Annotated in this window: 19 protein-coding genes and 3 pseudogenes; 10 read left to right on the forward strand and 12 right to left on the reverse strand. The window is 69.7% G+C overall.

Translation table 11 applies throughout. The annotated features are described in order from the left end of the window. Window positions 1–96 precede the first annotated feature (96 nt). Together ACIQ5Y_RS15565 and ACIQ5Y_RS15570 are read left to right on the forward strand one after the other, a co-directional pair. Window positions 97–1,110, forward strand: a complete 1,014-nt coding sequence (locus tag ACIQ5Y_RS15565; RefSeq protein WP_403879965.1) for an NADP-dependent oxidoreductase — start codon at window positions 97–99, stop codon at window positions 1,108–1,110. Window positions 1,111–1,211: 101 nt separating this feature from the next. Then, window positions 1,212–2,498, forward strand: coding sequence for an MFS transporter (locus tag ACIQ5Y_RS15570; protein ID WP_403879967.1), 1,287 nt, complete (start codon window positions 1,212–1,214; stop codon window positions 2,496–2,498). 134 nt (window positions 2,499–2,632) lie between these two features. On the opposite strand, the gene ACIQ5Y_RS15575 is transcribed toward ACIQ5Y_RS15570, so the two are convergent. The 6 genes from ACIQ5Y_RS15575 to ACIQ5Y_RS15600 form a co-directional block, all read right to left on the reverse strand. After that, window positions 2,633–3,313, reverse strand: a complete 681-nt coding sequence (locus ACIQ5Y_RS15575; RefSeq protein WP_403879969.1) for a hypothetical protein — start codon at window positions 3,311–3,313, stop codon at window positions 2,633–2,635. A 364-nt stretch (window positions 3,314–3,677) separates the two neighbouring features. Next, window positions 3,678–4,925 carry a TerD family protein gene (locus tag ACIQ5Y_RS15580; protein WP_403879971.1) on the reverse strand — a complete coding sequence of 416 codons (1,248 nt, stop codon included), beginning with the start codon at window positions 4,923–4,925 and terminating at the stop codon, window positions 3,678–3,680. 160 nt (window positions 4,926–5,085) lie between these two features. Further along, on the reverse strand, window positions 5,086–6,042 hold the full coding sequence (locus tag ACIQ5Y_RS15585) for a hypothetical protein (protein ID WP_403879973.1): 957 nt from the start codon (window positions 6,040–6,042) through the stop codon (window positions 5,086–5,088). Between the two features lie 419 nt (window positions 6,043–6,461). Then, window positions 6,462–8,264: an exo-alpha-sialidase gene (locus tag ACIQ5Y_RS15590; protein ID WP_403879975.1), complete on the reverse strand. Its 1,803-nt coding sequence runs from the start codon at window positions 8,262–8,264 to the stop codon at window positions 6,462–6,464. A gap of 655 nt (window positions 8,265–8,919) precedes the next feature. Continuing rightward, complete coding sequence (locus ACIQ5Y_RS15595; protein ID WP_403880000.1) at window positions 8,920–10,092, reverse strand: helix-turn-helix domain-containing protein; 1,173 nt, start codon at window positions 10,090–10,092, stop codon at window positions 8,920–8,922. A 490-nt stretch (window positions 10,093–10,582) separates the two neighbouring features. Beyond that, window positions 10,583–11,596, reverse strand: a complete 1,014-nt coding sequence (locus tag ACIQ5Y_RS15600) for an AraC family transcriptional regulator (protein WP_403879977.1) — start codon at window positions 11,594–11,596, stop codon at window positions 10,583–10,585. Window positions 11,597–11,777: 181 nt separating this feature from the next. Here ACIQ5Y_RS15600 and ACIQ5Y_RS15605 point away from each other — a divergent pair, with 181 nt between their 5' ends. The 3 genes and pseudogenes from ACIQ5Y_RS15605 to ACIQ5Y_RS15615 all read left to right on the forward strand — a co-directional run bounded on the left by ACIQ5Y_RS15605 (window position 11,778) and on the right by ACIQ5Y_RS15615 (window position 13,745). Next, the gene (locus ACIQ5Y_RS15605; RefSeq protein ID WP_403879979.1) at window positions 11,778–12,515 is read left to right on the forward strand and encodes a VOC family protein; all 738 of its coding nucleotides are present in this window, start codon (window positions 11,778–11,780) and stop codon (window positions 12,513–12,515) included. A 379-nt stretch (window positions 12,516–12,894) separates the two neighbouring features. Beyond that, window positions 12,895–13,181, forward strand: a pseudogene (locus ACIQ5Y_RS15610) (transposase); the annotation flags it as partial. Window positions 13,182–13,226: 45 nt separating this feature from the next. Further along, a complete protein-coding gene (locus ACIQ5Y_RS15615) occupies window positions 13,227–13,745 on the forward strand; it encodes a proline dehydrogenase (RefSeq protein WP_403880002.1) in 519 nt (172 codons plus the stop codon). A gap of 155 nt (window positions 13,746–13,900) precedes the next feature. Here ACIQ5Y_RS15615 and ACIQ5Y_RS15620 read toward each other — a convergent pair whose 3' ends face one another. After that, window positions 13,901–14,347, reverse strand: coding sequence for a hypothetical protein (locus ACIQ5Y_RS15620; RefSeq protein ID WP_403879981.1), 447 nt, complete (start codon window positions 14,345–14,347; stop codon window positions 13,901–13,903). A 335-nt stretch (window positions 14,348–14,682) separates the two neighbouring features. Here ACIQ5Y_RS15620 and ACIQ5Y_RS15625 point away from each other — a divergent pair. After that, a pseudogene (locus ACIQ5Y_RS15625) lies at window positions 14,683–15,271 on the forward strand (transposase); the annotation flags it as partial. Between the two features lie 466 nt (window positions 15,272–15,737). Here the strand turns inward: ACIQ5Y_RS15625 and ACIQ5Y_RS15630 are convergent. The 3 genes from ACIQ5Y_RS15630 to ACIQ5Y_RS15640 form a co-directional block, all read right to left on the reverse strand. Continuing rightward, on the reverse strand, window positions 15,738–16,013 hold the full coding sequence (locus ACIQ5Y_RS15630; protein ID WP_403879983.1) for a hypothetical protein: 276 nt from the start codon (window positions 16,011–16,013) through the stop codon (window positions 15,738–15,740). Window positions 16,014–17,159: 1,146 nt separating this feature from the next. Next, window positions 17,160–17,486, reverse strand: coding sequence for a hypothetical protein (locus ACIQ5Y_RS15635; protein ID WP_403879985.1), 327 nt, complete (start codon window positions 17,484–17,486; stop codon window positions 17,160–17,162). A gap of 270 nt (window positions 17,487–17,756) precedes the next feature. After that, window positions 17,757–18,740, reverse strand: coding sequence for a hypothetical protein (locus ACIQ5Y_RS15640; protein WP_403879987.1), 984 nt, complete (start codon window positions 18,738–18,740; stop codon window positions 17,757–17,759). Window positions 18,741–18,995: 255 nt separating this feature from the next. On the opposite strand from ACIQ5Y_RS15640, the gene ACIQ5Y_RS15645 reads away from it, so the two are divergent. Further along, window positions 18,996–21,740, forward strand: a complete 2,745-nt coding sequence (locus ACIQ5Y_RS15645) for a M4 family metallopeptidase (protein WP_403880004.1) — start codon at window positions 18,996–18,998, stop codon at window positions 21,738–21,740. Between the two features lie 119 nt (window positions 21,741–21,859). Here the strand turns inward: ACIQ5Y_RS15645 and ACIQ5Y_RS15650 are convergent, their stop codons facing one another. Then, the gene (locus tag ACIQ5Y_RS15650) at window positions 21,860–22,018 is read right to left on the reverse strand and encodes a hypothetical protein (RefSeq protein WP_403879988.1); all 159 of its coding nucleotides are present in this window, start codon (window positions 22,016–22,018) and stop codon (window positions 21,860–21,862) included. A 275-nt stretch (window positions 22,019–22,293) separates the two neighbouring features. Here ACIQ5Y_RS15650 and ACIQ5Y_RS15655 point away from each other — a divergent pair, with 275 nt between their 5' ends. The 3 genes from ACIQ5Y_RS15655 to ACIQ5Y_RS15665 all read left to right on the forward strand — a co-directional run bounded on the left by ACIQ5Y_RS15655 (window position 22,294) and on the right by ACIQ5Y_RS15665 (window position 24,597). Then, window positions 22,294–23,736, forward strand: a complete 1,443-nt coding sequence (locus ACIQ5Y_RS15655; RefSeq protein ID WP_403879990.1) for a carotenoid oxygenase family protein — start codon at window positions 22,294–22,296, stop codon at window positions 23,734–23,736. Between the two features lie 322 nt (window positions 23,737–24,058). Beyond that, window positions 24,059–24,337, forward strand: a complete 279-nt coding sequence (locus ACIQ5Y_RS15660) for a hypothetical protein (protein ID WP_403880006.1) — start codon at window positions 24,059–24,061, stop codon at window positions 24,335–24,337. Then, a complete protein-coding gene (locus ACIQ5Y_RS15665) occupies window positions 24,319–24,597 on the forward strand; it encodes a hypothetical protein (protein ID WP_403879992.1) in 279 nt (92 codons plus the stop codon). Before ACIQ5Y_RS15660 ends, ACIQ5Y_RS15665 begins: the two co-directional genes overlap by 19 nt. 81 nt (window positions 24,598–24,678) lie before the next feature. Here ACIQ5Y_RS15665 and ACIQ5Y_RS15670 read toward each other — a convergent pair. After that, window positions 24,679–25,702: pseudogene (locus ACIQ5Y_RS15670) on the reverse strand (RNA degradosome polyphosphate kinase); the annotation flags it as partial.

The following is a 25,702-nucleotide window of genomic DNA, read 5'->3' on the forward strand; positions in this document are numbered from 1 at the left end:
GGTGCCCGAGCCTTGTCGGGGGCTTTCGCGCATGCGCGCCCGCGGCCACCCGAGTAGATTCGGGACGGGACGTAATCAAGCAGGGAGATCTCCCGCATGGTTGCCACGATGCACGCCGTACGAGCCCACGAGCGCGGCGGCCCCGAGCAGTTCGTCTACGAATCGGCCCCGCGCCCCGAACCTGCGGCCGGTGAGGTCCTCGTCGCCGTGTGCGCCGCCTCGATCACCGCCGGCGAACTCGACTGGGACGCGACCTGGACCGACCGGCTCGACGGAACGGGGCACAACCGTACGCCGACCGTTCCCTCGCACGAGTTCTCGGGCATCGTGGCCGCGCTCGGCAGCGACGTCACCGATCTCGAAGCCGGCGACGAGGTCTTCGGACTGATCCCGTTCACGCGCGACGGTGCGGCCGCCGAGTACGTCACCGTGCCCGCGCACGTGCTCGCCGCGAAACCGGACACCCTGGACCACGACAGGGCCGCGGCCGTCCCGCTCGCCGCGCTCACCGCCTGGCAGGCCCTCGTCGCCCATGCCGCGCTGCAGCCGGGGCAGCACGTACTGATCCACGGTGGCGCGGGGGGCGTCGGCACCTTCGCGGTGCAGATCGCCAGGGCGCTCGGCGCACGAGTGACGGCCACCGCCTCTGCGCATGACAGGGGCCTGGTGAACGGCCTCGGTGCCCAGCGGGTCATCGACTACCGCGGCGAACGCTTCGAGGACCTGGTGCGCGACGCCGACGTGGTGCTCGACCTCGTCGGCGGCGAGACACTGCGCCGCTCGTGGGCGTCGGTGCTGCGCGGCGGCATCGTAGTCAGCATCGTCGAGCCGCCGGATCCGGATCAAGCCGCCGCCCACGGCGCACGAGCGGCGTTCTTCATCGTCGAGCCCGACCGGCCGGGCCTTGTGGCCATCGCGGAACTCATCGACAGCGGCAAGCTGAGACCGATCGTGGACCGGGTCGTACCCTTCACCGAGACCCGAGCCGCGTACGAGGCGCTCGTGACGGAGCACCCTCGCGGCAAGGTCGTCCTGCACGTCGACCACGGGGCGGCGGAACACGAGAGCCGACCCGCCACCACGTCGTCAGGAACCCGCCGTCGATTGTGACGTCGGAGCCTGCGCGCACCTTCCAGCCGATCTCGTCGACGTGCTCGTCTCACCTGAGGCGCTTGCCCTCGACCTGCTTGAGGGTCTTAGCGTCGGCGCCCATGGCATCCCTCGAAACCGCCCGGCCCGCCTCGGCACGCCCGGCCCTTCCTCGGAAGTACCTCCTCTGGCTCGTCGGCACCCGTGCCTCGCTGCTCGGTGACGCAGTCCTGTACTTCGCGCTCGGCTGGGCGGCCAGTGCCCACGGCGGCGGAACGGCCGCCCTGGTCCTCACCGCCATCACCCTTCCGCGCACCTTGCTGCTCTTGCTGGGTGGTGCCGTCTGTGACCGGTACGGCGCCCGCCCGGTGATGATCGCCGGAGATGCCGTGATGCTCACGCTCACGCTCACGCTCGTACTGGCCCTGGTACGCCCAGGCCCAGCAGCATCACCCTGGCTCCTGGTCACGGTCGCCGTCGTCATCGGCACGGTCGACGCGTGCTATCTGCCGGCCACCGGGGCCATGCCGCGCCAACTCGTGGGGAAGGAACAGCTCCCCCGTGCGCTGGCCATGCAACAGGCCGGTGGTCAGATCGCCTCGTTGCTCGGAGCTCCGATGGGATCCGTGCTCGTCGCGGCCGCCGGACTGACCGGCGCGGCCGTGGCCGACGCGGGCACCTTCGCGATCGTCCTCCTGGTGCTCATCCGTCTGCGGCCTGACTTCGACGTTGAACGGTCCCCTCGCGGGGAGGGTCTCGTGGCGGGAACGGTCGGCGGGGTGCGGATCGCCGCGGGACATCCGGTCTTGCGGCCCGCGTTGCTGCTGACGGCGGCTGCCGCGTGCTTCCTTCTGCCGGTGGTGTCCCTGCTGAGCCCGCTCCTGGCGCGGGAGCACGGCTGGAGTTCGGAAGTGACCGGTCTGATCGCCGGTGGCCAGAGCCTGGGAATGCTCGCTGTGGCGCTGGTGGTCTCGCGGCGCGGCACCATGAGCCGGATCGGCAGGGGTGCGGCGTTGGGGTTGTGCGTGTCGGTGCCGGGAATCACCGCAATGGCCCTGGCAGGGACGACTGCCGTGGTCGTGGCCGGAGGAATCGTCGTCGGTGCGGGTTCCGGGTTGTTCGCCTGCCACATCGGTCCGCTGGTGCTGCCCTGTATCCCGGACACCCACCTGGCCAGGATGCAGGCGTTGCTGGTGCTTGTGCAGAGTCTGGCGCTGGTGGTGGGCAACAACGTGCTCGGCGCGCTCGCGGACGCCCGGGGCGCCACGGTCGCTGTGGCGGTGTGCGCGGCAGGCGCCTTCGTGGCGGGGATCGCGGGGCTCCTTTCGAAGCCGATGCGTCGCCTGCATCGGAAGAGCAGTGGGGTTGTTCCTCTGGTCGCGGACTCCACCGTCAGCCGCCGCTCTTGATGACCGCCCGGTGCACCGCCCCGGCCACCGGTCGAGACACCCCGGGACGGTGCCCGCGCCTGCCGTGAGGGCGGCGGGCAGGGGGCGGGTGTTGCCCACCCATGGACGGCATGTGGCGGCGGCGCCCTGCTTGGTCAGGGCGGGTCCAGTCCCGGGTAGTAGCCCTGCTGGTACGGCGACAGACTGCCGGCGTGCAGCTCGCCTTCGCCCCGGCAGATGGGGCAAACCCTCCTCGTGCCGCATTCGCTGCACCGGCTCCTGTGGTGAGACCGGCCGAGCACCCAGCCGCGGCCACCGCATTCGGGACACCAGCCGAGGCCGTCGCATTCGTAGCAGAGGACGTACCCAGGGGTGATGGCCTCCGGCGTTCGCACCGGCTCCGGCCACTGGACCGGTTGTGGCGGATCCAGCGCCAGTGCCAGTGCCAGTGCCGGCGTCTGCCCGCTGAACGCCACGGCGGGTGTGTCCTCGCTCGTGAGAATGCGGATGCGGTTGCCATCCCGGTGGGCGACGACCACCGTCCAGCGGATCCCGTCGTCCTGCTCTTGTGACGTGGTGACATCCCAACCGGCGGTGCGAAGAAGGGACATGGCACGTGAAGCCGTCTCAGCGGCCGTTGCGTTCTCGGGACGATTGCCTTGATACACCGTCGCATAGTGGTAGCGCAGCGGCTCGCGCGGGTCGGCGACCTCGGGTTCGTCCAGGGTCAACCGACGGAGATGGACCCGAACCGTCAAGTCCGTAATCAACGAGACCAGTTGCCGGCGCAGCGACCGGCCCAGCCTGTCCAGCTCGTCGTGCGCTTGAGAAGTCATATCCGTGTCCGGCCCCTTGGCCCCGGAACGTATCACAGGGCCGCCTTTGTGACCGGGGTCGTGCTCGTGGTCGTCTCCAACCGGCGGCTGTCGGAGGATCCGCCGCACAGGGCCTTCCGGTCTCCCCACCACACGTCCGTCTGCCCCGCCACCCACCGTCCGATTGAGCCCGCCAGACGGCGCCCGCAAGCACGCGCTGCCCGAAACGTCCGCACACGGCGGCGGCCGACACCCGGGCCGCCGTCACCGGTTCGCCACCGGGTGGCCGAAGCCGGACCCATCCGCCTCCGCGGCAACGTCTGGCAGCGGCGTGTGCGTCAGGTGCACGGGCAGCAGGCTCGTCGAGGAGGTCCCTTCCGGCCGGTCAGTCCTTCGTGGCGGCTTGCCAGGTCATCCCCCAGCCGTATTCGAGATCCGCGGCCTGCTGATTGAAGACACCGGGCGCCGGTACGAGATATTTCGCCTCCCGCCGCACGATGAGCTCCCCGCCCACGTTCTCGATCAGCGCGATCGCGGCGACCGGCGAAGGGACGGTGCACTCGTCCAGGCGCACCTCGATCGGCGGCCCGGCGGGTGGGTACAGCGTGGCGACCCCGTGCAGGCCCGCGAAGCTGGTCGCCCCCTGGTAGACGACCACGAACACCAGGATGCGCTTGATCTCGGACGCGTGATCAAGATTGATCAAGAGGTTCTCGCCGGCCTCACTCGCGCCGGTCCGGTCGTCGTGGTCCAGTTGGACGTACGGCGGCATGTCGAACGCGCCGAACTGGTTGTTGATCGGGTGAACGGTCCCCTTCTCCCCGTTCTGCAGCTCCCACAGACAGGAGAGGTCGAGATCGACGTCCTCCAGCCGGACGGCGTCCCGTCCTTTGTTCATCCAGCCACGCGGCGGCTTGGCGACGGCCCACGAGAGGTTGATCCGCATGCCTCCTGAGGTCGCTCCCTGCTTGGTGAGCGAAACCGCGGGGGCCGCCTTCGTCAACGTGATCTTCGACAGCCGCACCGGCTGGGCCGGCACGGACGGCGGATGTTGCGGCCCGGTGGGCAGCGGCGGATTCGGCGACTGCGGGACCGGCGGAGGCGAGGCGGGCTCGTCGACGGTGATGCCGAAATCGGTGGCCAGACCTGCCAGGCCGGAAGCGTATCCCTGGCCCACCGCCCGGAACTTCCAACCGCCGTTGCGCCGGTACAGCTCCCCCAGCATGAACGCGGCCTCCGACGTCGCGTCGGTGGGGTCGAAGCGAGCCCTCTCGGCGCCACTCTCCACATCAAGCACGCGCACGAACAGGCCGGACACCTGACCGAACGTCCCGTCGCAGGAAGCCGCGATCAACACCCGCTCAATCCCCTGCTCCACTGCGGACAGGGCCACTCCGATCGTCTCGAACACGGCGCCGCCGTCCTGGCGCCGGCCCTCGTGCCGAACCGCGCCACTGGGATGCACGGGCTGGTTGTAGAACACGAAGTCGTCGTCCGACCGGACCTTGCCGGCCGCCGTCAACAACAGCACCGACACGTCGACATCAGGGGCTCCGGGACCGGCTCGCCAGCCCAGCTCCACCCGTACTCCGGTACTTGCCACCGGTACATTGGCACCCTTTTGCAAGGACATGCGGCCACCCTTCCGCAGCTGCCTTCACTCCCGTTCCGCAGCGTACGAGGTTTTCGCCTGCTCCCCGGCCGAAGCCTTGGATTGCTCGCCTTCGACGAGGAGTTGGAGGAGGGATCCGGCCCCCGGTACGGGGCCGTGGCGAAGCATCCCCCCGGTCGGCTCAGCAGTCGTAGCGGTGGGTGTATGGGATACCCGGGCAGGTGCGGCAGACGAAGAAGTACATGCCGCCGCAGTCGCCCAGGTCCATACCGTGCCCGAAGGAATGGAGAACGGCAGGGTCCGCCTCGGCCTGCCAGGACGGAACCGTGCTCCAGTCGCGGCGGGGGTCACGGTCGTCCTGCGGGAGCCAACGGCCCATGACCGGTTCCGTCGCGGTGATGCTGAGCAGGTGTTCCATGTGGGTGTCGCAGCCCCCGCAGACGGGCCAGTCGGGTCTCTGGGTCCAGCCCGGGTAGCCGCCGACTTTGCTCTGCTGCGTGGTGGCAAGGGCGAAGTAGTCGAAGCCCCGTTCGTCCTCCAGGGCCTCGAACCGCTCCCCCAGCAGTTCGGCCGGCCCCTCCGGAAGATCCCAGTTCGGGTACTCCGTGGCAGGTGTGGGCGACACCGTGCACGGTCGGGGCAGGTAGTCCTCCTCCGCTGTGTGCGGGCGGGGCGGTTCCCCCGCGACGGCCGCGGCGGACGTCAGTGTCGTGCTGCGCCAGTGGAGGCGGGGCCCGGCCCCGCACTGGTCGTCTTCGTGCACGAGCGGACACCAAAGGATCTGGAGCAGGTCGGTGCCGGCGGGGAAGACGAGGCCTGGCACGTCGCGTGCGTATAGCTGGGCCACCGCTACCATCGCGACCGGCTCGGGCTCGACGGGTGCGCTGAGCGGCTTGTAGTGGTCCGGTTCGGTGCACACGGGCCAGGGCTCATCGGCCGGCCACAGCAGCGGCCCGCCGATGGAGCTGTCGCCGCTTCCCGGCTGCCCGGCCCGGGGGTAAAGGAGGGTGACCTCGCGGGCCGTACCGGTCAGTTCGGGAAAGACCGCCTCGATGTCGAAGGGGAGCGGCGACAGCGTCCTGGGCGCCGCCGCACGGGCCCGGCCGACGGCGCCCTGCGGCGTGGGCCCTGATGGCACGGCATCTCCCCCTGCTGGTCGTCGTATGCCGCTGACCATAGCCCTCGCCCCTGACGGCCGGCACGTCACATCCCCACCCCCACTGCCCCGCATCAGTCCAGTCGGCGACGGCCATGCCTCGCGACTTCCCGTCGCGCCACCCGCGGGCACAACCTGCCACGCAGGATTCGGCCCGCCGCACACCGAGACCGCGCCGCGGAGTCCGGGCCCGCCGTATCCTCACCCACCCGGTACTCGTACGACCCATCCGAGAAAGTCATCACGTCATGGTTCCGAAGTCCTGCGGATGAAGGCCCGCGGGATTGCGTCAGGCGCAGTTCAGCGCCTCGGACAGTCAGCACTGCCAGTCGTCCCACCTGTCACTGAGGACGTTGGCGCCGGCCGGCGGTCCGTCGTACGGCAGTGCGCCGCGGACGGGATTACCAGATGGTGGAGAAGCCGAGGCGCAGACGCTCCTGGTCGTTCGCGACGTTGAGCGCGCCGTTGCGGACGCTGGTGGCTTCCTCGGCCGTCAGCCCGCGGCCGAAGACGCGGATGTCGTCGAGACCGCCCTGGAAGAGTTCGGCGACCCCGACCGGCTGGTTGGGGAAGTCGGGGCGGGCGCCGACGTGGACGGAGAACTCGTTGGAGGGCGAGATGTCACCGGCTGGGGCGGCCGCGGTGAACTCCTGACCACCGTCGACGGACAGCACCAGCCGGCCGTTCTGCCGCTTGAAGACGGCGTGGTGCCAGTTGTTGTCGTTGTACGAAGACGTGGTCTTCACCTCCGCGTACGAAGTGCCGGTGCTGATGGCCGCACGCAGCTGGTTCTTGCCCGGCTCGGCCTTGAGCCAGAACTGCTGGACCTTGTCACCCATGCCATAGCCCCAGATGATGGGCAGCCCGCCCGCCGTGGCCGAGTGCTTGAACCACGCCGTGACCGTGAAGTCGTCCCGGCCCAGGCGCAGCGAAGGCGAGCAGTTGACGATGCGCAGGTAGTCGTCCTGGCCGTCGAAGCCCATGGCTTTGCCCGCGCCGCGGTCGGTCAGCTGCGCCCCGCCGTGGATGACGGCGTCGTTGCCGTAGTTGTTGGGACCGGTGTCCTTCGTGCGCGGCAGGCGCAGTTCCTTCTGCGACGCGTCCATCTGCGTCTCGGTGAAGGAGGTGAAGCTCACGTTGCCGTGCGGGATGTTGTCGGCGTTCTCGTACAGGATGCCGATGGTGCCGCCGGCCGACAGCGTCATGTCGGAGTAACCGGCCCGGCCGGGTGCGACCACCGTTCCGACGGTCTGCCAGGTCTTGCCCTCGTCGTACGACGAACGCACGGCCAGTTCCCGCCGGTCTTCCAGGGTGTTCGGACCCAGGCGGGCGGGTGCCGAGAACAGGAGCCGGTCGCGGGCGCCTCCCATGTCCTTGGCGCTCATGCGCAGCAGCGAACCGAAGACGGGCGGAGCGTCGACATTGGCGACGGGCGCGAAGGGCGCGGCGAAAGTGGCGCCGCCGTCCGCGCTGGTGGCCGCCAGGCGGTGCTCGTTGGTGCCGCACCTGGCCGAACTCCGCGCGTTCACGTACAGGCCGCCGTCAGTGGTCTCCGCGACCGACAGCTCGCCGGGGTACGCCTCACTGGTGGCGACGTCGGAACGCGCGCCCAGTGCCCAGGTCGCGCCGCCGTCATCGCTGTAGTAGAGCTGGCCGCCGGCCTTCCCGTCCGTCGTCGTGTGGTCACCCGGCACGACGAGCCGACCGTGGTGGGGGCCACGGCTGAGCTGGATGCCGTGGCCGGGCCCGGTGGACACCCACACCCAGTCCGCGGGCTTCAACTGCGTGAGCTCGCCGCTGTTCTGCCAACTGCCCCCCTCGTCGAGACTCTGCGCCACGCGCAGGCTCCGCCGGCCGCGGTCGAGAGTGCCGTCGGCGTTCTGGCTCCAGTCGCTGGTCGAGTACATCAGGGAGACGCGGCCGGTCACCGCGTCGACGACGGGTGATGCGTTGCCGTGCGCGTCGTTGTCGTTCGCACCGGCGACGACCTTCAGCGGTCCCCAGGTCCGTCCGCCGTCCGTCGACTTCTTCATCACGATGTCGTTGTGCCCGATGTCGCTGCACGTGTCGACCCGGCCTTCAGCGAAGGCGAGGAGCGCACCGGAGCGCGTGGTGACGAGCGAGGGAATCCTGAAGCAGTAGTAGCCCTCGCCACGGGCCGCGAATGGCGTGGAGGTCTCCGACCCCGGAACAGGGGACGACAACGCCGAGGCCGGGGTGGACGGAATCACGGCTGTGGCACACACAACGGCCAGCCCCAGGGAAGCGGCCGTCCAGGCCGCCGGAACCAGACGACGAGATCTGAGGCGTGGCTGACGGGCAAATGACATGAAACGTTTCTCCTACGTATGCGGAAGCCGACGCGCAGCGGTTCCCGCCGGACCGACTTCACCGTGGCTCCCGTCCGTGACGGGGGCGGGTGACGCGGCGCGGGTGACGCGGCACGGCACGCCGAAGGTGGGCGTGTTCGGCTGAGTGGGGAAGTCCGGGCGGGCACGGCCGCTGGTGGCGGGTCAGGCCTGCTGGTCACCGTGGCTCGCGCCGGAGGTGACCGTGGGGGGACACCGGGTGCAGACCGGGAGACCAGCGCCTCGGCGCGGTCCCGGCGGGGACCCGCCGGCCGTCCAGGAGGCGGCGGGTGCACGGACGCAGAGTCCTGCGGCCGCTGGGAACGATAACCCCCGCGACCGGAAGTCCGCACCATTCGTTTTTCGCCATATGGATTCCGGCCGTGCGGTGGCATGAATCCGGCGCATCCGGGGTGCGTGAAATGCATGGCCTCTGTGCACGCTTCGCACACTGGAGGCCGGACCCCGCGTGATGTAATCAAACGCCGCCATGGCACCCCCCATGACTTGTTCATGCAGGGGGCCGGCTCGGGAATTCGAAAGGGTGTCGACCGGCTTGTCCCGGATCGACTTCGTCAACTGTCATGGAGGGTGTCCTGCATGTCGCGCGTATGGGGGTCTGGTTCATCGGCTTCGCCATGGATGTTCTGGCATGGGCCGCCCGGTTCGCGAGGCCGCGACACGGGGCCGCGGCCCAGGCCGCACCTTGGCGGCGCAAACTCGCGGCAAGCGCCTGCCGGCGGTACTCGGTGGGCGTGATGCCGTAGGTCTGCCGGAACAATCGGCCGAAGGCGGCAGCGTGGCCGAAGCCCCAACGGGCGGCAACAGCCCCGACGGCATGATGACGAAGATCGGGGTTGGCGAGGTCCGCGCAACACCGCTCGAGACGACGGCGTCGGATGGATGCCGCGACGCTCTCCTCCTGCCCTTGAAACAGTGTGTACAGGCTGCGCAGCGAGAGATTGTGATGGGTGGCGATCGCGCGTGGCGTCAACTCCGCGTCACCGAGGTTCCGCCCGATGAACGAGTTGATCTGTGCCAACAGGGTCTGTGTTCGCGTCTCTTCGGGGAGGTCCTCCGGGGCATTGGCATGTTGTGCGAGACATGCTGCCGCCAGGCTCAGCGCCGATTCTCCAAGACCGTGCAGGTCTTGCGTCCGGCATTGAGGACCGTGGGCCACCAGGGTGGTGAGGAGTTGGGCCAGGATCGCCCCCGCCCCCGTACTGGCGGAGATGCGGTGTGCGAGGAGAGGCTCCACGTGGTCGGCCCGCAAGGGCAGTGCGGCCTTGGGTACTTGCAAAACGATCGCTTGAACCAGGTCGCCATCGCTCAGACCGCCCGCCTCGAAGGGGCGCGAGGTGTCCCACAGCACCATGTCTCCGGCTATCGGCCCTGAGTCGTTCCCGTTCTGCGAGAGCCACATCCGTTCTCCGGCGATCAGCCCCAGCTGGTACTGCTCCGGATCCCTCTGCCTGATGAGCGCATGCGTGCGCCGCGACCGATGAGCCGAGAAAGTGAACTGGGATACCTGCACGGTGCCGAGGTCCAGCCCCATGGCGTTTCCCCTGAAGACTGCCCCGTGGTCAAAGCTGAGGGACGTGGGCATCAACGAGCTCGAGATCAGGTCCGTGTACCACTCAAGCCTGTCGGCCACTGACAGCCCGTCAGTCGAAGCACTCCACATCACGAACGGATCCTCCTCTTCTCAGCACCAAATGATCTGCATGGGCCGACGGTGGGTGGGATGTGGCCACCAGGAGGACCCCGGGCGGCCAACGGCAGGAGCACGGCTTTCAGCTGGGAACGAGCACGTACCAGTCGGCCGGCTCGCGCACGCCAAGGCCTTGTACGACCACCCCGACGAAAGGTGGTGGACCCCGTCCAACCACTGGGCCCAGGACCGTTCCCGGGCCGAGTGCGCGGACTACGACCTGTGGGCCACCAAGCTCGCCGGCCCGGCCCCCGCGGAGGCCGGCAGCCGCTCGAAGTCCACAAGCCTGGAGGCAGAAGGGGCCGACCGGCCGAATCCACTCACGAAATTACACTCCTGGTTGAGCCCGCCAGGGCATTGCCACTGTCGGACGAAACATTGCAGGGTGGGCTCCTCGAGAGATATCCACTTTCGGCGGGGCAGCGAGCGCGTTATCGGATAGCGCAAGCGCGACGAGATGGGTTCATCCGGAGACGCGGGCGTTCCTCAGTGTTTGCGAGGGTGTCTCACCGTAGGTTGCCCGGTAATAGCCGGTGAACCTGCCCAGATGCGTGAAACCCCACCTCAAGGCCACATCGGTGACGTTGCCCGGTGCCCGACCTTCGGCCACGGCCACCAGGTCGCGGCGTACAAAGGTCAGTCGAACACTGCGCAGATATGCCAGTGGAGTGGTGTTCAGATGGCGCCGGAACCCCTCGCGCAGGCTCTGCACGCTGACATCGGCCGCTCGCGCCATGTCGGCCGGCGATATCGGCTCGTGGGCGTGCTCGGCGCAGAAGTCCCTGGCGCGGCGTACGGCGCGGGGCATGGCAACGACACCGCGGCCGCATCCGACGTCGCTGAACGCGTGGGACTGCGCGTCCAGCAGCCCGTCCACCAGCAGTCTCTCGAAGTGCCCCAGAGCCAGCGGCGAACGGGCCGCCAGTCCGGAATCGACGAACTCCGCGAACTGTCTCACCAGCCCCAACCACCCCCGTACCGCATCCGCCCGCTTGTCCAAGGCGGGATCGAACGACAGCGGCTTGTCCGGCAGCTCGCCGAGTCTGACGGAGACGGCCTGGTCCGCCACCTCCCGCGGGATGAGCAGGATGCGGTTGAGGCTCTCCTGGCTCAACCGCATCGACACCGCCTGGCCCGGTCCCGCGATACTGAGAGGAGAGGGAAGCCTCTTTCCGTCCAGGGTGACGACACCGGCCCCGGCGAGCGGGATGTTGACGGTGTAGAAGTCCAGAGGTTCGGCGGGCGTGACATCGAGCTCAGTGCCGTACCCGAGCTCGTACAGCGCCACCGACCCCTCGTGTACACACTCGAAACGGCCCTCAAGGCAGGAGTCGTTGCGAACGTCCATCCGGTGCGGCGCGAACCGCGTGGTGATCAGCTCGTGCAACTCCTCGACATCGCTGCCCCGGAAGAGAACCTCCCGCCCCCCTCCACACCCACCCGCCTCATGGTCCGCACTCGTACCGAGGTTGAACACGCGCATCTCCACACGTCAGCCCGCTTTCCCGAGTCGATCCTGGCATGCCCCCGGCGAGCCCGTGAAACCCGCACGGGGCCGCACCGAACGTGGCGAGCCGGGTCTGGGGTTCCTCGTCGAGCTGGTTCCAGACCCGCCGCCGGGTCCGGTCCGGGCCGGCGGCAGCGCCTAGGATCTGCGCATGGCGACAAGGCTTGTGCAGATCAACATGAAGGCCCATGACGACTCCGTGCTCGGTCGGTTCTGGGCGGAGGCCCTCGGTTGGGGTGTCGACAGCGAGGCACCCGGGGTGACCAACCTCGAACCCGTGGACTTCGCCTACCCCGACCCCGCGGCCGTCTGCATCGACATCGTCGCCGGCCCGGAACCCAAAACGGTCAAGAACCGGGTGCACCTTGATCTGGCCACCACCTCGTCCGCCCATCAGGCGGAGTTGGTCGCGCGCCTGAAGGGCCTCGGCGCGACGCTCGCCGACGTGGGCCAGGGCGACGTCCCCTGGACGGTGATGGCCGACCCGGCGGGAAACGAGTTCTGCGTCCTGGAGCCCCGCTCCGTCTACCGGGACACCGGACCGATCGCCGCGATCGTGGTCGACTGCACCGACCCACGAGAGATGGCCCGGTTCTGGGGCGAGGCCATGGACTGGACGCTGCACGAGGTCACCGACGACCACGCGACCATGCGCTCCGCCAAGGGCGTCGGCCCCTACCTGGAGTTCCTCCGCACCCCCGACACCAAGAGCGTCTGGAATCGCGTCCACCTCGACGTCTGCCCCTATCCCGGCGACGACTTGGCCGCAGAGGCGGACCGACTGCGCGCCCTGGGCGCCACCGACCCTGGTATCGACCAGTCCGCGATCTCCTGGACGGTTCTGGCCGACCCGGAAGGCAACGAGTTCTGCCTCCTCACCCCTCGCTGAACCTTGAGTCACGGCTCCAGCCGTTTGCGGGTCAGCGGCGAATGCCTCGTGGCGTCAGTGCATCCCCGTCTGCGCGGAGTGGGAGAACCTGGCGGGGAAAGTGCCGTTGGCCGTGAGCTGACGTACTGGGTGATGCTGCGATTGTGATCGAACGGAATGACCTGGTACCCATCGTCAGCTCGTCAGCTTGCGGCACCCTGCCGAACTCGCGACCGGGCAGTCCGGCCCCGGCAGCTCCCACGGCACAGGCCGGAGGGGGCGGGGCCGGCCTCAGGCCCCCTTCACGAACTCCACGATGTCCTGGTTCAACTGCTCGGCATGAGTGAGGAAGCCGCCTCTACGGCAAAGCGACAGACCGGGCTGGGGACCGGCTGCACCCGCGGCTGACCGGTGGACCTGGCTGTTGATCGCTGCCACTGCCCAGCTGAAGCTCGCTCGCCCACTGGTCACCGACCTCCGCAGGCCCTGGGAGAAGTTCGACGGGGGTTCAGAAACCTGTGGCCGAATACCACCTCGCCGGCACGTGCTCCAAAACCTCCCCGGCCAGGACCCGGACGACCGCTCGGTTCGAAGAACCAACACCCAGCCACCCGTAACGACATGGGACGGGTCCTCGCTACCGGCGAGGGATACAGTCGACCCGCCCACCGCAAGAAGAGAACAAAACCCCCGCCGCACTGGCTGAACGACAAGAACGGCAGACTGGGGCCCATGGACTCAGGACTTGCCGCACTGCTGGGCGCCGCCGTCGGCTCCGCCACCACCCTCGGGGCCGCGATCGTGAACAGCCGTGCGCAAGCACGGTCCCAGCACGCCCAATGGAGCCGCCAGCACCGCCGCGACGCATACGCCGCCTACCTCAGCGCGCTCCATGACCGCGACATAGCCATGGATGCCATCCTCGACGCACTGCGTTCAGACCAACCCCATCTGCCCAGCCTTGACGAGAAGATAGACCGCTTCATCACCCTGGCCCGCGAGGTTCACCGCGCCGGCGAAATCGTCATCCTTGAAGGGCCGGCATCCGTCGCGGAAGTCGCGGAACGGGTCACCCGTGCCTCCAGCGATCTCTCACACGTCATGCGGCGGATGGCCGAGCACGCCCACGCGGAAGACACCACCCGGAAAGCGGAAGACACCGCCCTCGCCACCGAACGAGAGCGCATCCTCTACCAAGCCGTCAAGGACTTCCGCCTCGCGGCCCGGAGCACTCTTGGCAAGACCAACTGACCCAGGGACGCTCCGCCCAGACCACCCTGACCGCAGAAGACCGAGGCGTTTGTTCATCCTGAAACGTTGAACGTCAAGATGAGCGCCTGTTCCACATCCCGATCGCCGAAAACGGCCCGCCAGGCGAACCGGCGGACCGTCACGAAAGATCGAGGTTACTTGTAGAGGGCGGTCAGGCGGCTGGTGAGTGTGTAATCCCCGGAGCCGGGAATCGCGTAGATCACGGACGCCAGCCAGGCCGTGTCTCCGGAGCTGGGCCTGAGGCTGCAGAAGTTCTGGTAGCCGTTTTCAGCCGGGTTGGTTATCTCGCAGCTCCAGTGGTAATTCCCTGCGGCGAGATAGATGGTTCTCGTTGCGGTTCCATAGTTCGATCCGGACGAATCGCGGGTGGTCGTCACCTGCCATTCGTACGTGTCACCGTTGAGCACGATGTCTCGGTCGATGCCGGCTGAAGCCATCCCGCCCGAATTCCACTTGAGGAGCCAGATGGTCCGGGACATCGTGGCTGTTCCTGCGTGAGCCGGCCCGCCGGCGAGGAACACCATGGCGATTCCTGCTGCGATCATCCCCACAATGCGTGTGGTCGCCGTCCGCTTGGACACCTCATCCTCCTAAGAGTGTCGACGATCGAGCGGACTTTATGATCTTGTTTCGTTTCGGTCAAGTCCCTGTCATGATGCGGTCAACCTCGCTTCGGTGGATATGGTTTCGAGGTGATTCGTCCGCACTTTGTGCGTGGCAAGCGCGGTGACGTCCGCCCGGACCGGCTTGAAGTGCCAGGGCTGAGCTTGTCGTTTATGGCCCGGTGTCGAACGAGGGCCGAACGTGTTCGGAGTTTCCCGATTCACCTGCTGTGTGAGGGGTCGCGGGCCGATCCTGTGCTGAGTGACGACGCGGTACGGAGGCCGGGATCGTGGGACTGGTTGAGCACGACGAGGGCGACCCGGAGGTATTGGTCGCGCTGGACGCGGGCTACGACGCTCCCCGCATCGCCCACCTCCTGAACGATCTGCCGATCGAGGTGCTGGGCCGACTCCGCTCGGACCGACTGATGCACAAGCCCGTCCCGGTTCCGTGGATCTGCCCACCGCAGGCTTGGGACCGGCTCCACCCGCGCCTGACCCGGTGAGCAGCTTGGATCGGCCACGAGGGGCCGTTGCCGAAGCAAACCCTCGGCTGGACGCGGCCGAAGCTGCGGGACTCCCGCGACGCCGACCGCTGGACCTGGCTCGTACTGGCCGCACACGCTCAACTCCGCCTTGCCCGCCCTCTCGCACGGGATCCGCACCGCCCGTGGGCGAGGGCGGCGGAACCGAACAGACTCACCCCTGCGCGGGTCCCGCCGCGGGTTCAGGAACCTGCGCACGAAGTCCGGCACGCCGGCCGGTGCACCGAAACCCACCCGCCCCGGTCCCGGCCGCCCGCTCGGCTCGAAGAACCAGCGACCCGCCACCCGCTGCGACGTCGGACGCGTCCTCGCCATTGATCCCGGCCACACGGACCAGAACACGAGGGACGTACTGTGATGCCGTGAAGAGACTGCGTTGGTGGCCCTTGATCAGCTTGTGGGTTGCGTGGTGGGCGGCCATTACCGCCGCCTTTTGGCTCTTGGGAAAGGTTTTCGACCAACCGGCGGGCCTCGCAGGGTGTGCGGCGAGTGCTGTGCTGGTGATCGTCGTAGGCGAAGCCGGTGACCGACTGCGGCGGCGCTTCTTTCCCCGCCGGGAGATGGGCTGACGGTTCTGCTGGTCAGCGCCCGCCGTGCCTGCCGTGCCCGCCCCGCCCGCGCGTCCAGCGCCGGAGGCTAGACGGATTCCGTCGCAGCCCCGGCGGGCCGGGCTTGCGTGCGCCGGGGTGGGGCGTTGCGGGGCAGCGGTTCCCGGCCGGTGAACCCCTTCACCGCGCCCGGAGCCTTCACCAGCCGGCCGACCTCCCACTGCGCGGCGGTCGGCCTGTGCCTGCTGCGCCGTTTTCGACTGTTCCCGTGCTGGGTCACGTGTAGTAGGTGTCCAACGAGGCGATCCATTGAGCCGACAACGGCAGGACGGTCAGCTGGACGACCGTGGTGGTCCAGCACCGCCCGAGGATCGCGGCGGAGGCGCTCCACCAGGCCGTCGTACGTAGCAGATCCACCGCCCCGGCCTGGTAGCCCTGTCCGCCGGGATCCATCATTCCGGGGTATCCCATCCACTCCTCGGTGAAGATTCCATCCGCGCCGAACACCACGACCCCCGACACCAACCACACGTCGGCCAGTAGTGCCGTCACAGCGATTGTCCTGTCGAAGCGGAGGTACGCGGGGGCTGGGAGCAACAGCCGGACGAGCGGATGCCCGTGTACCCGTGCCCACTCCTGCCCACGACTTCGCCACAGCACCGAGCAGGCGTACCCAAGCCCGGCAAGAGCCGTGGCCCAGCCAATCATGAAGAACAGCCCGAAGAACAAGATCACAATGCCCATGCCCCACGAGATGCCCCCAGCCCCTGGGCGGTTCCCTCCGCCCAGGCCCGGCGCGAACAGGACCGAAGCTCGTCGACACCGTCCTGCATGGGCGATCCGGTTCCGGCTGGTCCGCTGCGGCTCTTGCACCAGTCCTGCCGGGAGACCGTGGTGCCATCGTCGCCCTTCTTCGTGCAGACGGTCGCGATGGCCGGCGCGTATGTGCGGTCGCCGAGGAACATGGACGGTGTAACAGGACTTGCCGCTCAGGCTGTCAGGGACAGGGCAAGCGAGCTGGCCCTCACCGTCGGTCCTCGCCGTGCACAGCACGTCCGGGCGGCCGGCGAACTCGTGCCGGCGTCGACCACGGACACGCTGCCGTTGCCGGAGCTGGTGGGGTAAACCCAGGCGCAATGGGGGTGACCGCCACGCCTCCGGGGTTCTGCCCCATCGAGACGGCGCCGACGGTGCCGTTGGCGACATGGGCGAAGGTGCCTGCCGCAGCGGTGGGCGGCAGAGGCGGGGTCGGGTTCGCGGCGACGATCGCGGCGGCCGCGTCCGCCATCATGGCCAGACCCGCCAGCCGGCACCGGGCCGGTGTCCACCGCGAAGCCCCGCCGGTCAGGCGTGTTCCGGACCGCGCTTCCCACCCTTTCGACGGCCTCCTGCTTCGCACGACACCGACGCGGCACCCCGTCACGGCGGCCGTCGCCGCGTCAGGGCCCTGCCCCGTCGTCCATGCCCCGGGGATCGCCGCGGCCGACGCCGGGCGTGCCGACGGGCCGCACCCGTCCGGCTCTCCGGGGACGAGAACCATCCGGACGAGCCGAACACCCCGTACGGCCCCGTCACAGCCGGTTCCCGAACTGCCACCTCGACGTCCGGGTCGGCAGCGAAGCCGGCCAGTCAGATCAAACCTCCTGCCGGGGGGCCTCCGCGCGCGCCCGGAGCGAAGTCGATGTCGGTGTAGAAGTCTCAGGCTTCGAGCAGGGGCAAGTCGTCCTCGACGCCGGTCAGAAGGTGCAGGGCCCGGTGTTCGGCGCCGGCCTGGGAGGCGCCCGCGCCCAGCAGGCCCTGCTCCTGTGCGCGGCCCAGCGCGGCAGCGAGTTCCGCGCAGCGCTCGCACCCGGGGACCCAGCCCGGAATGAGGTGCGGGTGGCGGTTGGCCAGGTGCCGGGCGAGGCCGGTCGCCGTCCGGGCGCCGCCGCCCGGGCCCGTGTGTGATGCGTCCGATCGCGTCGTATCGCGCTGGGTCCGCAGCAGACGCGAACACTCCGGGCAGGAATCCAGGACGAGGTTCATGGCAGGCACGGTAACCGCCACAGGTGACCCGTACCCGTTGAGCGGGGCGGATGCCGTACCGGCTTGGGCCACTGGGGCGACGGCAGGAGCCGCCGCCCCTCACCATGCCACGGCAGTTGCGACACCTGCCCACGCCTGTCAGGTACTCCCCCGGCACACCGAGGGATCGACCCAGGGCCCTCGCGGACGGCGGCGTAGCCGAACGCGGCCTTCCAGACCGATGCACATCGCCTGGTGCGCTACCCGCCGGAGGCCGCACTGCCCGCGATGTCATGCCTCCGGGGCCGGATGGAGCCAGCCGCGGGTCGCCGCCTGCACACCGGCCTGGAACCGGGTGTCCGCGTCCAGGTCGCCGAGCAGCCGGGTGATGCGGCGGCGGGCGGTGTGCACGTGGACGCCCAGCCGCCGCGCGATCGACTCGTCCTTCAGGCCGGAAGCGAGCATCCCCAGCAGCTCCCGCTGGGCCTGGGTCAGCGGGCTGTCCGCATTGCCGACCGGGGTTGCGCGCCCCCACAGGGATTCGAACAGCGGCAGGACGGCCTGGCGCAGCAGGGAGTCGCCGAACACCAGGGCCGGTTCGATCGCGCCGGCGGAGCGGGGCACCGACAGGAGGCAGGTCTGCCGGTCGACCAGGAGCAGACTCGTGGGAAGCCGCCGCCCGATCCTGGCCTGGAGGCCGAGTCCGGTGAGGAGGGCAAGCGCCTGCGCTTTGCCGGGGAAGTCCATGGCGCTGCGGTCCGTGATGGTCTGTACGGTGACGCCGCGCGTCAGGAGTGAGCGGATGTGGCGGCAGCCGGCCGCACCGAACTCCCGCAGGCCCGGCTTCTCCTGGCCTGACGGGATCCGGTCCAGGATGAGCACCTCGTACTTCGCCGCGCCGAGCAGGGTGTCCACCCTGGCGGCGACCGCCTCGGTGCCGGCGAGGGTCTCGATCTCCGGCGGGGTCTGCGCGCCCGCGTCCGTCGGGGTCTGCGCGCCCGCGTCCGGTGGGCCGGGGCGCGGTTCGTCCGGGTAGCGGTCGACGTACGCGCGCAGTGAGGTCAGTACGGCGGATTCCCGGCGCAGGAGTGCCTCGCGGTGGCGGATCAGCCTGCCCAGTTCGGTGGCGGGGTCCGCTGCGCCGACGGGCGCGGACCCCGTGCGTAAGGGGTACACGGCCGGGTCCTGCCGTGCGGGGTGAGCGCCGGGCAGCTCGTCCGGGCCGGATCGCGGGGGACGGGCGGGGCCCGGGTCGTACGGGTCGGTGTCGATCATCCGGGGATTGTCATGTCCTTCACAGAGCGCACACAAGTGGGCATGACCACTTCTGGGCGGGCCCCGGCTCTGGCGCGGAGCGGTCAGCAGCGTTTGCATGGCGGCTGCTTACCGCACGTTCCGAGCATCCACCGATGAGGAGACCCGTTGCGCGAGTTCAATGCACCCCCGACGGCGTCGGCTGCGGCCGCGAAAAGGATATGGCGCAAACACCTCGGCTCCGGCGGCGCCCTCGCCGTCGTGCTGGCCACCGCGATGGCACTGCAGGCCTCCCCGGCCTGGGCAGTCGACCCCGGCGGGCCGGCGAACGCCTTACCGGGCCGCGACACGGCCACCCCGGTCCTCGTCGAGGGCATACGCGAGCCCGTCGACGCCAAGGCCGCCCCGGCCGACGCGGCACGGCAGCACCTGACCGCGAACAAGAGCCGCTACAAGATCCCCCGGGCAGCCACCGACCTCGCCCCCGTCGCGACCACCACCGCCGGCGCTTCGGGCGAGACGGTCCGGCTCCAGCAGAAGCACCGGGGCGTCGACGTGCTGGGCGGCCAGTACGTCGTACGCATGGAGAAGAAGAACGACGAGCGGGTGGTCACCGGGACCTCGGGGCACTACTTCACCGCCCTCACCACCGACGTCACCCCGAGCGTCGGCGAGGACCTCGCCGTCCGGCGCGCGGTCGCGGCCACGGCCCGCCGGCTCGGCGAGGGCCTCGACAAGAGTCAGGCACCGCGCTCCGAGGCCGCCCCCTCCCCCGCCTCCGGGTTGACCGGCGAGGCCAAGGGCCTGGTCGTGCTGCCCAAGGGTTCCGGCGTCCTCGCCTACCGCGTCACCGTGCGCGGCACCGCACCCGACGGCAAGGAACCGGTCCTGTACGAGGTGTACGTCGACGCGCACTCGGGCTACCCGGCCCTGCAGTACAGCGCGCTGAAGACGATGGCGGCTCCGGGCGCCCCGCAGGCGGGGCAAACGCCCGACGGGGCGACGACGGCCGCACCGCCGGAGACCGCCCCGGGCCTGTTCCCCGAGACCGGGTCCGGTGTCCGCCTGGGCGGCGCCCAGACCAGGCTGGACATCGCCTACGACCAGGCCGCCGGGCTCTTCGTGCTGGCGGACGCGGGCCGGATGCAGGCGTCCAGCAAGGGTCTGCTGACGACCTGGGACGCCCGCGGCCGGTCGGTATCGGAGGCCGCGGGCCGGTGGCCCGCGGGACTGAAGATGTTCTCCTCGCCGAAGGCCGAGTTCGGCAGCGCCGCCACGGAATCCGGTGCCGTGGACGCGCACTGGAACGCGGGCCAGGTCTACGACTACTACAAGAAGAACCACGGGCGCGACAGCCTCGACGGCAGCGGCACGGCGGTCAACTCGCTGGTCGGCGTGACCTATTACGGTCTGCCGTACGCCAACGCCTTCTGGGACGGCACCAAGATGGTGTACGGAAGCGGGAACTCGGTGTACAAGCCGATGTCCGCCGACACCGACGTGGTCGGCCACGAGATGACGCACGGCGTCATCGAGCACTCGGCCGGACTCGTCTACGCGGGCCAGTCCGGCGCCCTGAACGAGGCACTGGCCGACTACTTCGGCAACGCGATCGACGTCACGGCAAGCGGAACGGCGATGAGCGACCCCACCGCGGGCCTCATCGGCGAGGACCTGTGCCGCAGCAAGGCGCCCGCCGACTGCGCCTTGCGCAACCTCAACGACGGTGCCACCACGTCCAAGAACTTCCTGGGCGTGTCCTTCGCCACCGACAACGGCGGCGTGCACCTGAACTCGACGATCTTCTCGGGCGCCCTGTGGGACATCCGCGAGGACCTCGGCGGCGCGCTGGCCGACAGGATCGTCTACAAGGCCGTGACCGAGTACATGACGCCGATCGACGGGTTCACCGAGGCCCGCGACGCGGTCCTCGCCGCGGCCAGGGCGCTTGGCGTGAGCTCCGCCCAGCAGAACACCGTCAAGCGGTCCTTCAACGCCCACGGCATCGTCCCCGGCTGGGAGCAGGCCCTGGGCGTGGACACCGACACCCTGTTCGGCGGACTCAACACCACCGATTCGGGCGTCGGGGCCGGCGGTGGCTGGTGGGCGGCCTCGAAGTCCAACGAAGACGGCTCCGAGCCCTACACCGTCTACGCCGGTCGGCTGGACGGCGAAGGCTCCGCCAAGGTGGTCAGCCCCAACGACGGCAGGTACCACACCGCCCCGGCGACGGACGGCAAGACGGTGGTCTGGACGGCCTACGGGCCCACGTCGGTCGACATCCTCTCCCGCCCGGTCGCGGGCGGCCCGGTCAAGACCCTGTACAGCTCCGCGACGGGGATCGCGGGCCTGCGCGTGGAGAAGAACGTGGTCGTGTTCGAGGAGTACGGCTTCTTCGGCGACCGGCACGTCGCCTACCTGCGCCCCGGTGACAAGGCTCCGGTCTTCGTCGACGGACGCACGTGGGACACCCTCACCGGTCTGCCCTCCATCAGCGGCGACAGGATCGCCTACGCCAAGCTCTACCCGCAGGGCGGCACCTACCGGCTCGGCGTGGAGATCGTGGACCTCGCCACCGGCAAGCGGACCATGACCGAGCAGATCGGCGACCCGACGAGCCTGGGCCAGACCGGCGTCAACGGCAAGAACGTGTTCTGGCTGAGCGACACCGACGGGGGCGACGACGGCCAGATGACGATCGTGAGCGCCGCCCTGGACGGCACCGGCGCGTACGCCGTCAGCAGCGAGCGGAAGCCGGGCGCGCTCATCGCCTCCGACCTCACGGTCTCGCAGGACGCGCTGACGGTCGTGGGCAGCACGCCCGACTCCCAGTACCGCAACGAGTCGCTGCCCAAGCTGTGGCAGCTGTCCACCGACGGCTCCCGCCGGGAGCGGGTCTCCTGCAACCGCGGTGAGCAGAGCCACCCGGCCGCGGGCAGCGGCCGCCAGGTCGCCTGGCTCGACGCGACCACCGGCTCGACCGACCTGGTCACCCGGGAACGGCCGGCCGGCACCTGCTGACCGACCACGCTGACGGGCGGGGCCGGCTACACACTGTCGCCGGCCTCGCACCGCCGCGCAGGGCGCGGACCGCCCTTCGCAGCCGGAGCGGCAAGTCCGTCAAAGCCACGGGCGCGGCCTCACATGACTTCGTGTCGCTCCCAGCGCGCCAGTATCTCGGCCACTCGCGGGTACCGCTCGAGGAGCTCGGCATCGTTCAGGTCCATGTCGGCCACCCCCACGACTGTGGCGGAGCCGGTCAGCGGCGTGAGCTCTCTGGTGCGGTGCTCATCGGTCACGGGACCTCCAGCGTTCGTTCGGCTGAGGCGCCCACGATCCGCGTGGCAAGTGCCTGCGTCAACCCTGGGGAGGGAATCGTTCCAGGAGCGACGCAGAACCTTCACGCGCCCGGTGACCAGATCCGCACCGTGCCGAAGCGCGAGCACACGCGCACCGTCGGCCGCGGGCGGCTCCCCGTCGTACCCGGGGCGGCCGGCAGGCGCGCTCGGCACGGGTTTCACTGGAAGGTGGCGTAGGAGACGCTGAAGCAGGACCGCGCGCCCCGGGAGGCCCCGTGAACACGTACGTGCCACCCCGCTTCGACCCCACCCGCGTTCCCCACCTCCTCGGGACCTTCGCGCCCGTGTCCCAGGAGGTCGACGTCGTGGACCTGGAGGTGACGGGCGAGCTCCCGGACGCCCTGGACGGCCTCTACCTGCGCAACGGACCCAATCCACGCTTCACCCCGATCGGCTCCTACCTGTACCCGATCGACGGCGACGGAATGCTGCACGGCGTGTGGATCTCGGGCGGCCGGGCCCGCTACCGGAACCGGTTCGTACGCACCCCCGCGCTGGAGGCCGAGGAACGCGCCGGGCGCGCGCTGTGGGGCGGGCTGGAGTCGATGATCATGCCGACCGCCGACGAGGTCGGACCGGAGCTCGCCGCGACCTTTCGGGACATGCCCGACATCAACGTGGTCAGACACGCCGGCCGGCTGCTGGCCCTCGCCGAGTCGGCCTGTCCCTTCCGCGTCGACAGCGGACTGGCGACACTCGGCCGCGAGGACTTCGGTGGCGTTCTGCCCGCGGGGATCACCGCCCACCCCAAGATCGATCCCGTCACGGGCGAGATGGTCGTCTTCTGCTACGGCCTGGAGCCGCCCTACCTGACCTGGTCGGTCATCGACCGCGGCGGCGCGGTCAGCCGCGGGCCCACCCCCGTCGACGGGGTGGACCGTCCGATGATGATCCACGACATGGCGCTGACAGGCCGCTACGCCGTGCTCGTCCTCGCCCCGGCGTTCTTCGACCTGGACGCGGCCATGTCCGGCGGTTCCGTCCTCGCCTGGCGCCCCGAACAGGGCACCCGTGTCGTGCTGATCCCGCGCGACGGCGGGCCGCCGCGCTGGGCGCACGACGAGGCGTTCTGGGTGTGGCACACCGTGAACGCGTACGACGACGGACCCGGCGCGGACGCCCAGGTGGTCCTCGACTACGTGCAGTGGAGCCGGCTGACGGTGGGCGGACCCGCCGAAGACGACGATCCGATCAGCTGTGGCCTGGTACGGGCCCGCATCGACCCGGTCGCGGGCACCATGACCCGCACCCTCCTGGACGACGCCCGGGTGGAGTTCCCGCGCGTCGACGACCGCCGCATCGGCCGACGCCACCGGCACACCGCACTGGCCACCGAGACGGGTCGGTCGGACCTGCTGCCGGGCGAGTACGACGCCATCCGCTGGTTCGACGTCGAGCAGGGCACCTCCCGCGTCTGGGTGGCCGGGAACCTCTCGGTCGGCGAACCGGTATTCGCCCCCGAACCCGGTTCGGCGGGCTCCTCCGGTTCCGAGGAGGGCGGGTACTGGCTGACCTTCGCCACCGATCGCACCGACGGGGCGAGCTGGTTCCTGGTCATCCCCGCCGAGGATCCCGCCTCGGGCCCGGTGGCCCGGGTCCGCATCCCCGTCCGTGTGCCGCTCGGACTGCACGGCTGCTGGCTGCCCACCGAGGAGTGAAGCCTGCCCCACGCACCGCCACGTCCGCACCGGCACGGTCGTGGGCATGTCCTGCCATCGCGGCAGCCGGGACTGCCCGTCGGACACGGGATCCCTTCACCGTGTACCGCCGGCACCTCGGCCAAGGGCCCGCCGACGCCGCAGGATTGATCGACGTGGGCGCCCGGCACTGCGCCCGCCAGATCGTGATCAGCGCCAGAGTGGAGCTCGACGAGGGTGCGAAAGAGAACGCGCCGACGCGCACGGGACGACGGCGAGTCGACCGACGGCTGACCCCACACCCGCCCCACCTCGGAGGAAGCGCGATGGCCGAGACGGGGTCCTGCGCTTTCCCTCGGGCGTGCTCGTGCGTGGCCGGGGTTTGCGCTACCCCTTGCCCTCAGGAACAGCCTTGGCATGCATGGCTGTCCTTGATGGAGTTCCGCCGGAACAAGCCGTCGCGTTCGTCCGTCAGCACTACCACCCCCGTGCTGTGGAGACCCCCTGGCAGCGACCACAAGAGGCCGCGCAGACAGGCGGCGTTGAGGGCGTGCACTCCAATAGGCTCAGAAGATCACTCTTACCGACCGCTGTGAGGGAGCCATGGCCGTCACCTACTTGATGCTCGCGCGGCTACCCGAAGGGGGCCTCGGCGCCTTCGACGCTTATGAAAGCGTGGTCCTGCCGCTCCTTGCCGAGTACGGAGGGCGTCTTGAGCGTCGGCTTCGCACCTTGGACGATCAGGTCGAGGCGCACCTCATCACCTTTCCCAACAGTGAGGATCTCGCTGCCTACCGGGCGGATCCCCGGCGTTCTGCCGCTGCGCCACTGCTGGAGTCGTCTGGGGCAGCGGTCGAACTGCTCGCGGTGCGCGACGTGTAGAGGTGGCACCGGAGCGCGGTATGGAGGCCCCAGCCCGGATGCCGGGCGCCCCCACAGCCCGTGAATGGAGCCACGCCTGGGTCACCGGGCTTCGATGAGCATCTCCTGGACATCGCGCAGCCGGTGCCCGTGGGTGTCGCTGGTGTGCCGCGTCCAGTTCCCGTCCGGCTCCAGGTGCCAAGAGGCGGTGGCGTCGGACATCCCGGTCTCCAGCAAGCCGTTGAGCATCGTGCGGTGGGCCGGGTCGGTGACCCTGACCAGTGCCTCGATGCGGCGGTCGAGGTTGCGGCGCATCATGTCGGCGCTGCCGATCCACACCTCGGGCTCGCCGCCGTTGCCGAAGGCGAAGATTCGGGAGTGCTCCAGGAAGCGGCCGAGGACCGAGCGGACCCGGATGTTCTCGGAGAGCCCGGCGACGCCGGGGCGGAGCACGCAGATGTCCCGGACCCAGATGTCCACGGCCACGCCGGCCCGCGAGGCCCGGTACAGGGCGTCGATGATCGCCTTGTCGACGATCGAGTTGACCTTGATCCGAATGTAGGCCGGGGCGCCCGACCGCTGGTTCTCGATCTCCCTCGCGATCCGCGCGATCAGCCCGCCGCGCAGGTCGTTCGGGGCCACCAGCAACCGGTCGTACGCCTCCTTGCGGGGGTAGCCCGCCAGCCGGTTGAACAGGCAGGTGAGATCGGCGCCGACCTGCGGGTCGGCGGTGAGCAGCCCCAGGTCCTCGTGGAGCCTGGCCGTCTCGGGGTGGTAGTCGCCGGTGCCGACGTGGCTGTAGCGGCGCAGGATGTCGCGCTCCTGGCGCACCACGAGCAAGAGCTTGCAGTGCGCCTTCAGGCCGACCAGGCCGTACACCACGTGGCAGCCCGCCCTCTCCAGCTCGCGCGCCCATTTGTTGTTGGCCTGTTCGTCGAAGCGCGCCTCGCTCTCGACCAGGACCAGGACCTGCTTGCCGGATTCGGCGGCGGCGATCAGAGCCTTGACGATCGGCGAGTCGCCGGCGGTGCGGATCAGTGTCTGCTTGATCGCGAGGACGTCCGGGTCGGCGGCGGCCTGCTCCAGGAAGGCCTGCACCGAGGTGGAGAACGAGTCGTACGGGTGG

The sequence above is a fragment of the Streptomyces sp. NPDC096339 genome (genome assembly GCF_044762985.1).
In the GTDB taxonomy this organism is placed as follows: Bacteria; Actinomycetota; Actinomycetes; order Streptomycetales; family Streptomycetaceae; genus Streptomyces.

What these genes read in the sequence shown, in the direction of transcription:
- ACIQ5Y_RS15640 (WP_403879987.1), bottom strand. Translation starts at nt 18,740, where the DNA reads ATGATCGACACCGACCCGTACGACCCGGGCCCCGCCCGTCCCCCGCGA.
- ACIQ5Y_RS15605 (WP_403879979.1), top strand. Translation starts at nt 11,778, where the DNA reads ATGGCGACAAGGCTTGTGCAGATCAACATGAAGGCCCATGACGACTCC.
- ACIQ5Y_RS15615 (WP_403880002.1), top strand. Translation starts at nt 13,227, where the DNA reads ATGGACTCAGGACTTGCCGCACTGCTGGGCGCCGCCGTCGGCTCCGCC.
- ACIQ5Y_RS15580 (WP_403879971.1), bottom strand. Translation starts at nt 4,925, where the DNA reads ATGTCCTTGCAAAAGGGTGCCAATGTACCGGTGGCAAGTACCGGAGTA.
- ACIQ5Y_RS15595 (WP_403880000.1), bottom strand. Translation starts at nt 10,092, where the DNA reads ATGTGGAGTGCTTCGACTGACGGGCTGTCAGTGGCCGACAGGCTTGAG.
- ACIQ5Y_RS15645 (WP_403880004.1), top strand. Translation starts at nt 18,996, where the DNA reads ATGGCACTGCAGGCCTCCCCGGCCTGGGCAGTCGACCCCGGCGGGCCG.
- ACIQ5Y_RS15575 (WP_403879969.1), bottom strand. Translation starts at nt 3,313, where the DNA reads ATGACTTCTCAAGCGCACGACGAGCTGGACAGGCTGGGCCGGTCGCTG.
- ACIQ5Y_RS15635 (WP_403879985.1), bottom strand. Translation starts at nt 17,486, where the DNA reads ATGAACCTCGTCCTGGATTCCTGCCCGGAGTGTTCGCGTCTGCTGCGG.
- ACIQ5Y_RS15665 (WP_403879992.1), top strand. Translation starts at nt 24,319, where the DNA reads ATGGCCGTCACCTACTTGATGCTCGCGCGGCTACCCGAAGGGGGCCTC.
- ACIQ5Y_RS15570 (WP_403879967.1), top strand. Translation starts at nt 1,212, where the DNA reads ATGGCATCCCTCGAAACCGCCCGGCCCGCCTCGGCACGCCCGGCCCTT.
- ACIQ5Y_RS15565 (WP_403879965.1), top strand. Translation starts at nt 97, where the DNA reads ATGGTTGCCACGATGCACGCCGTACGAGCCCACGAGCGCGGCGGCCCC.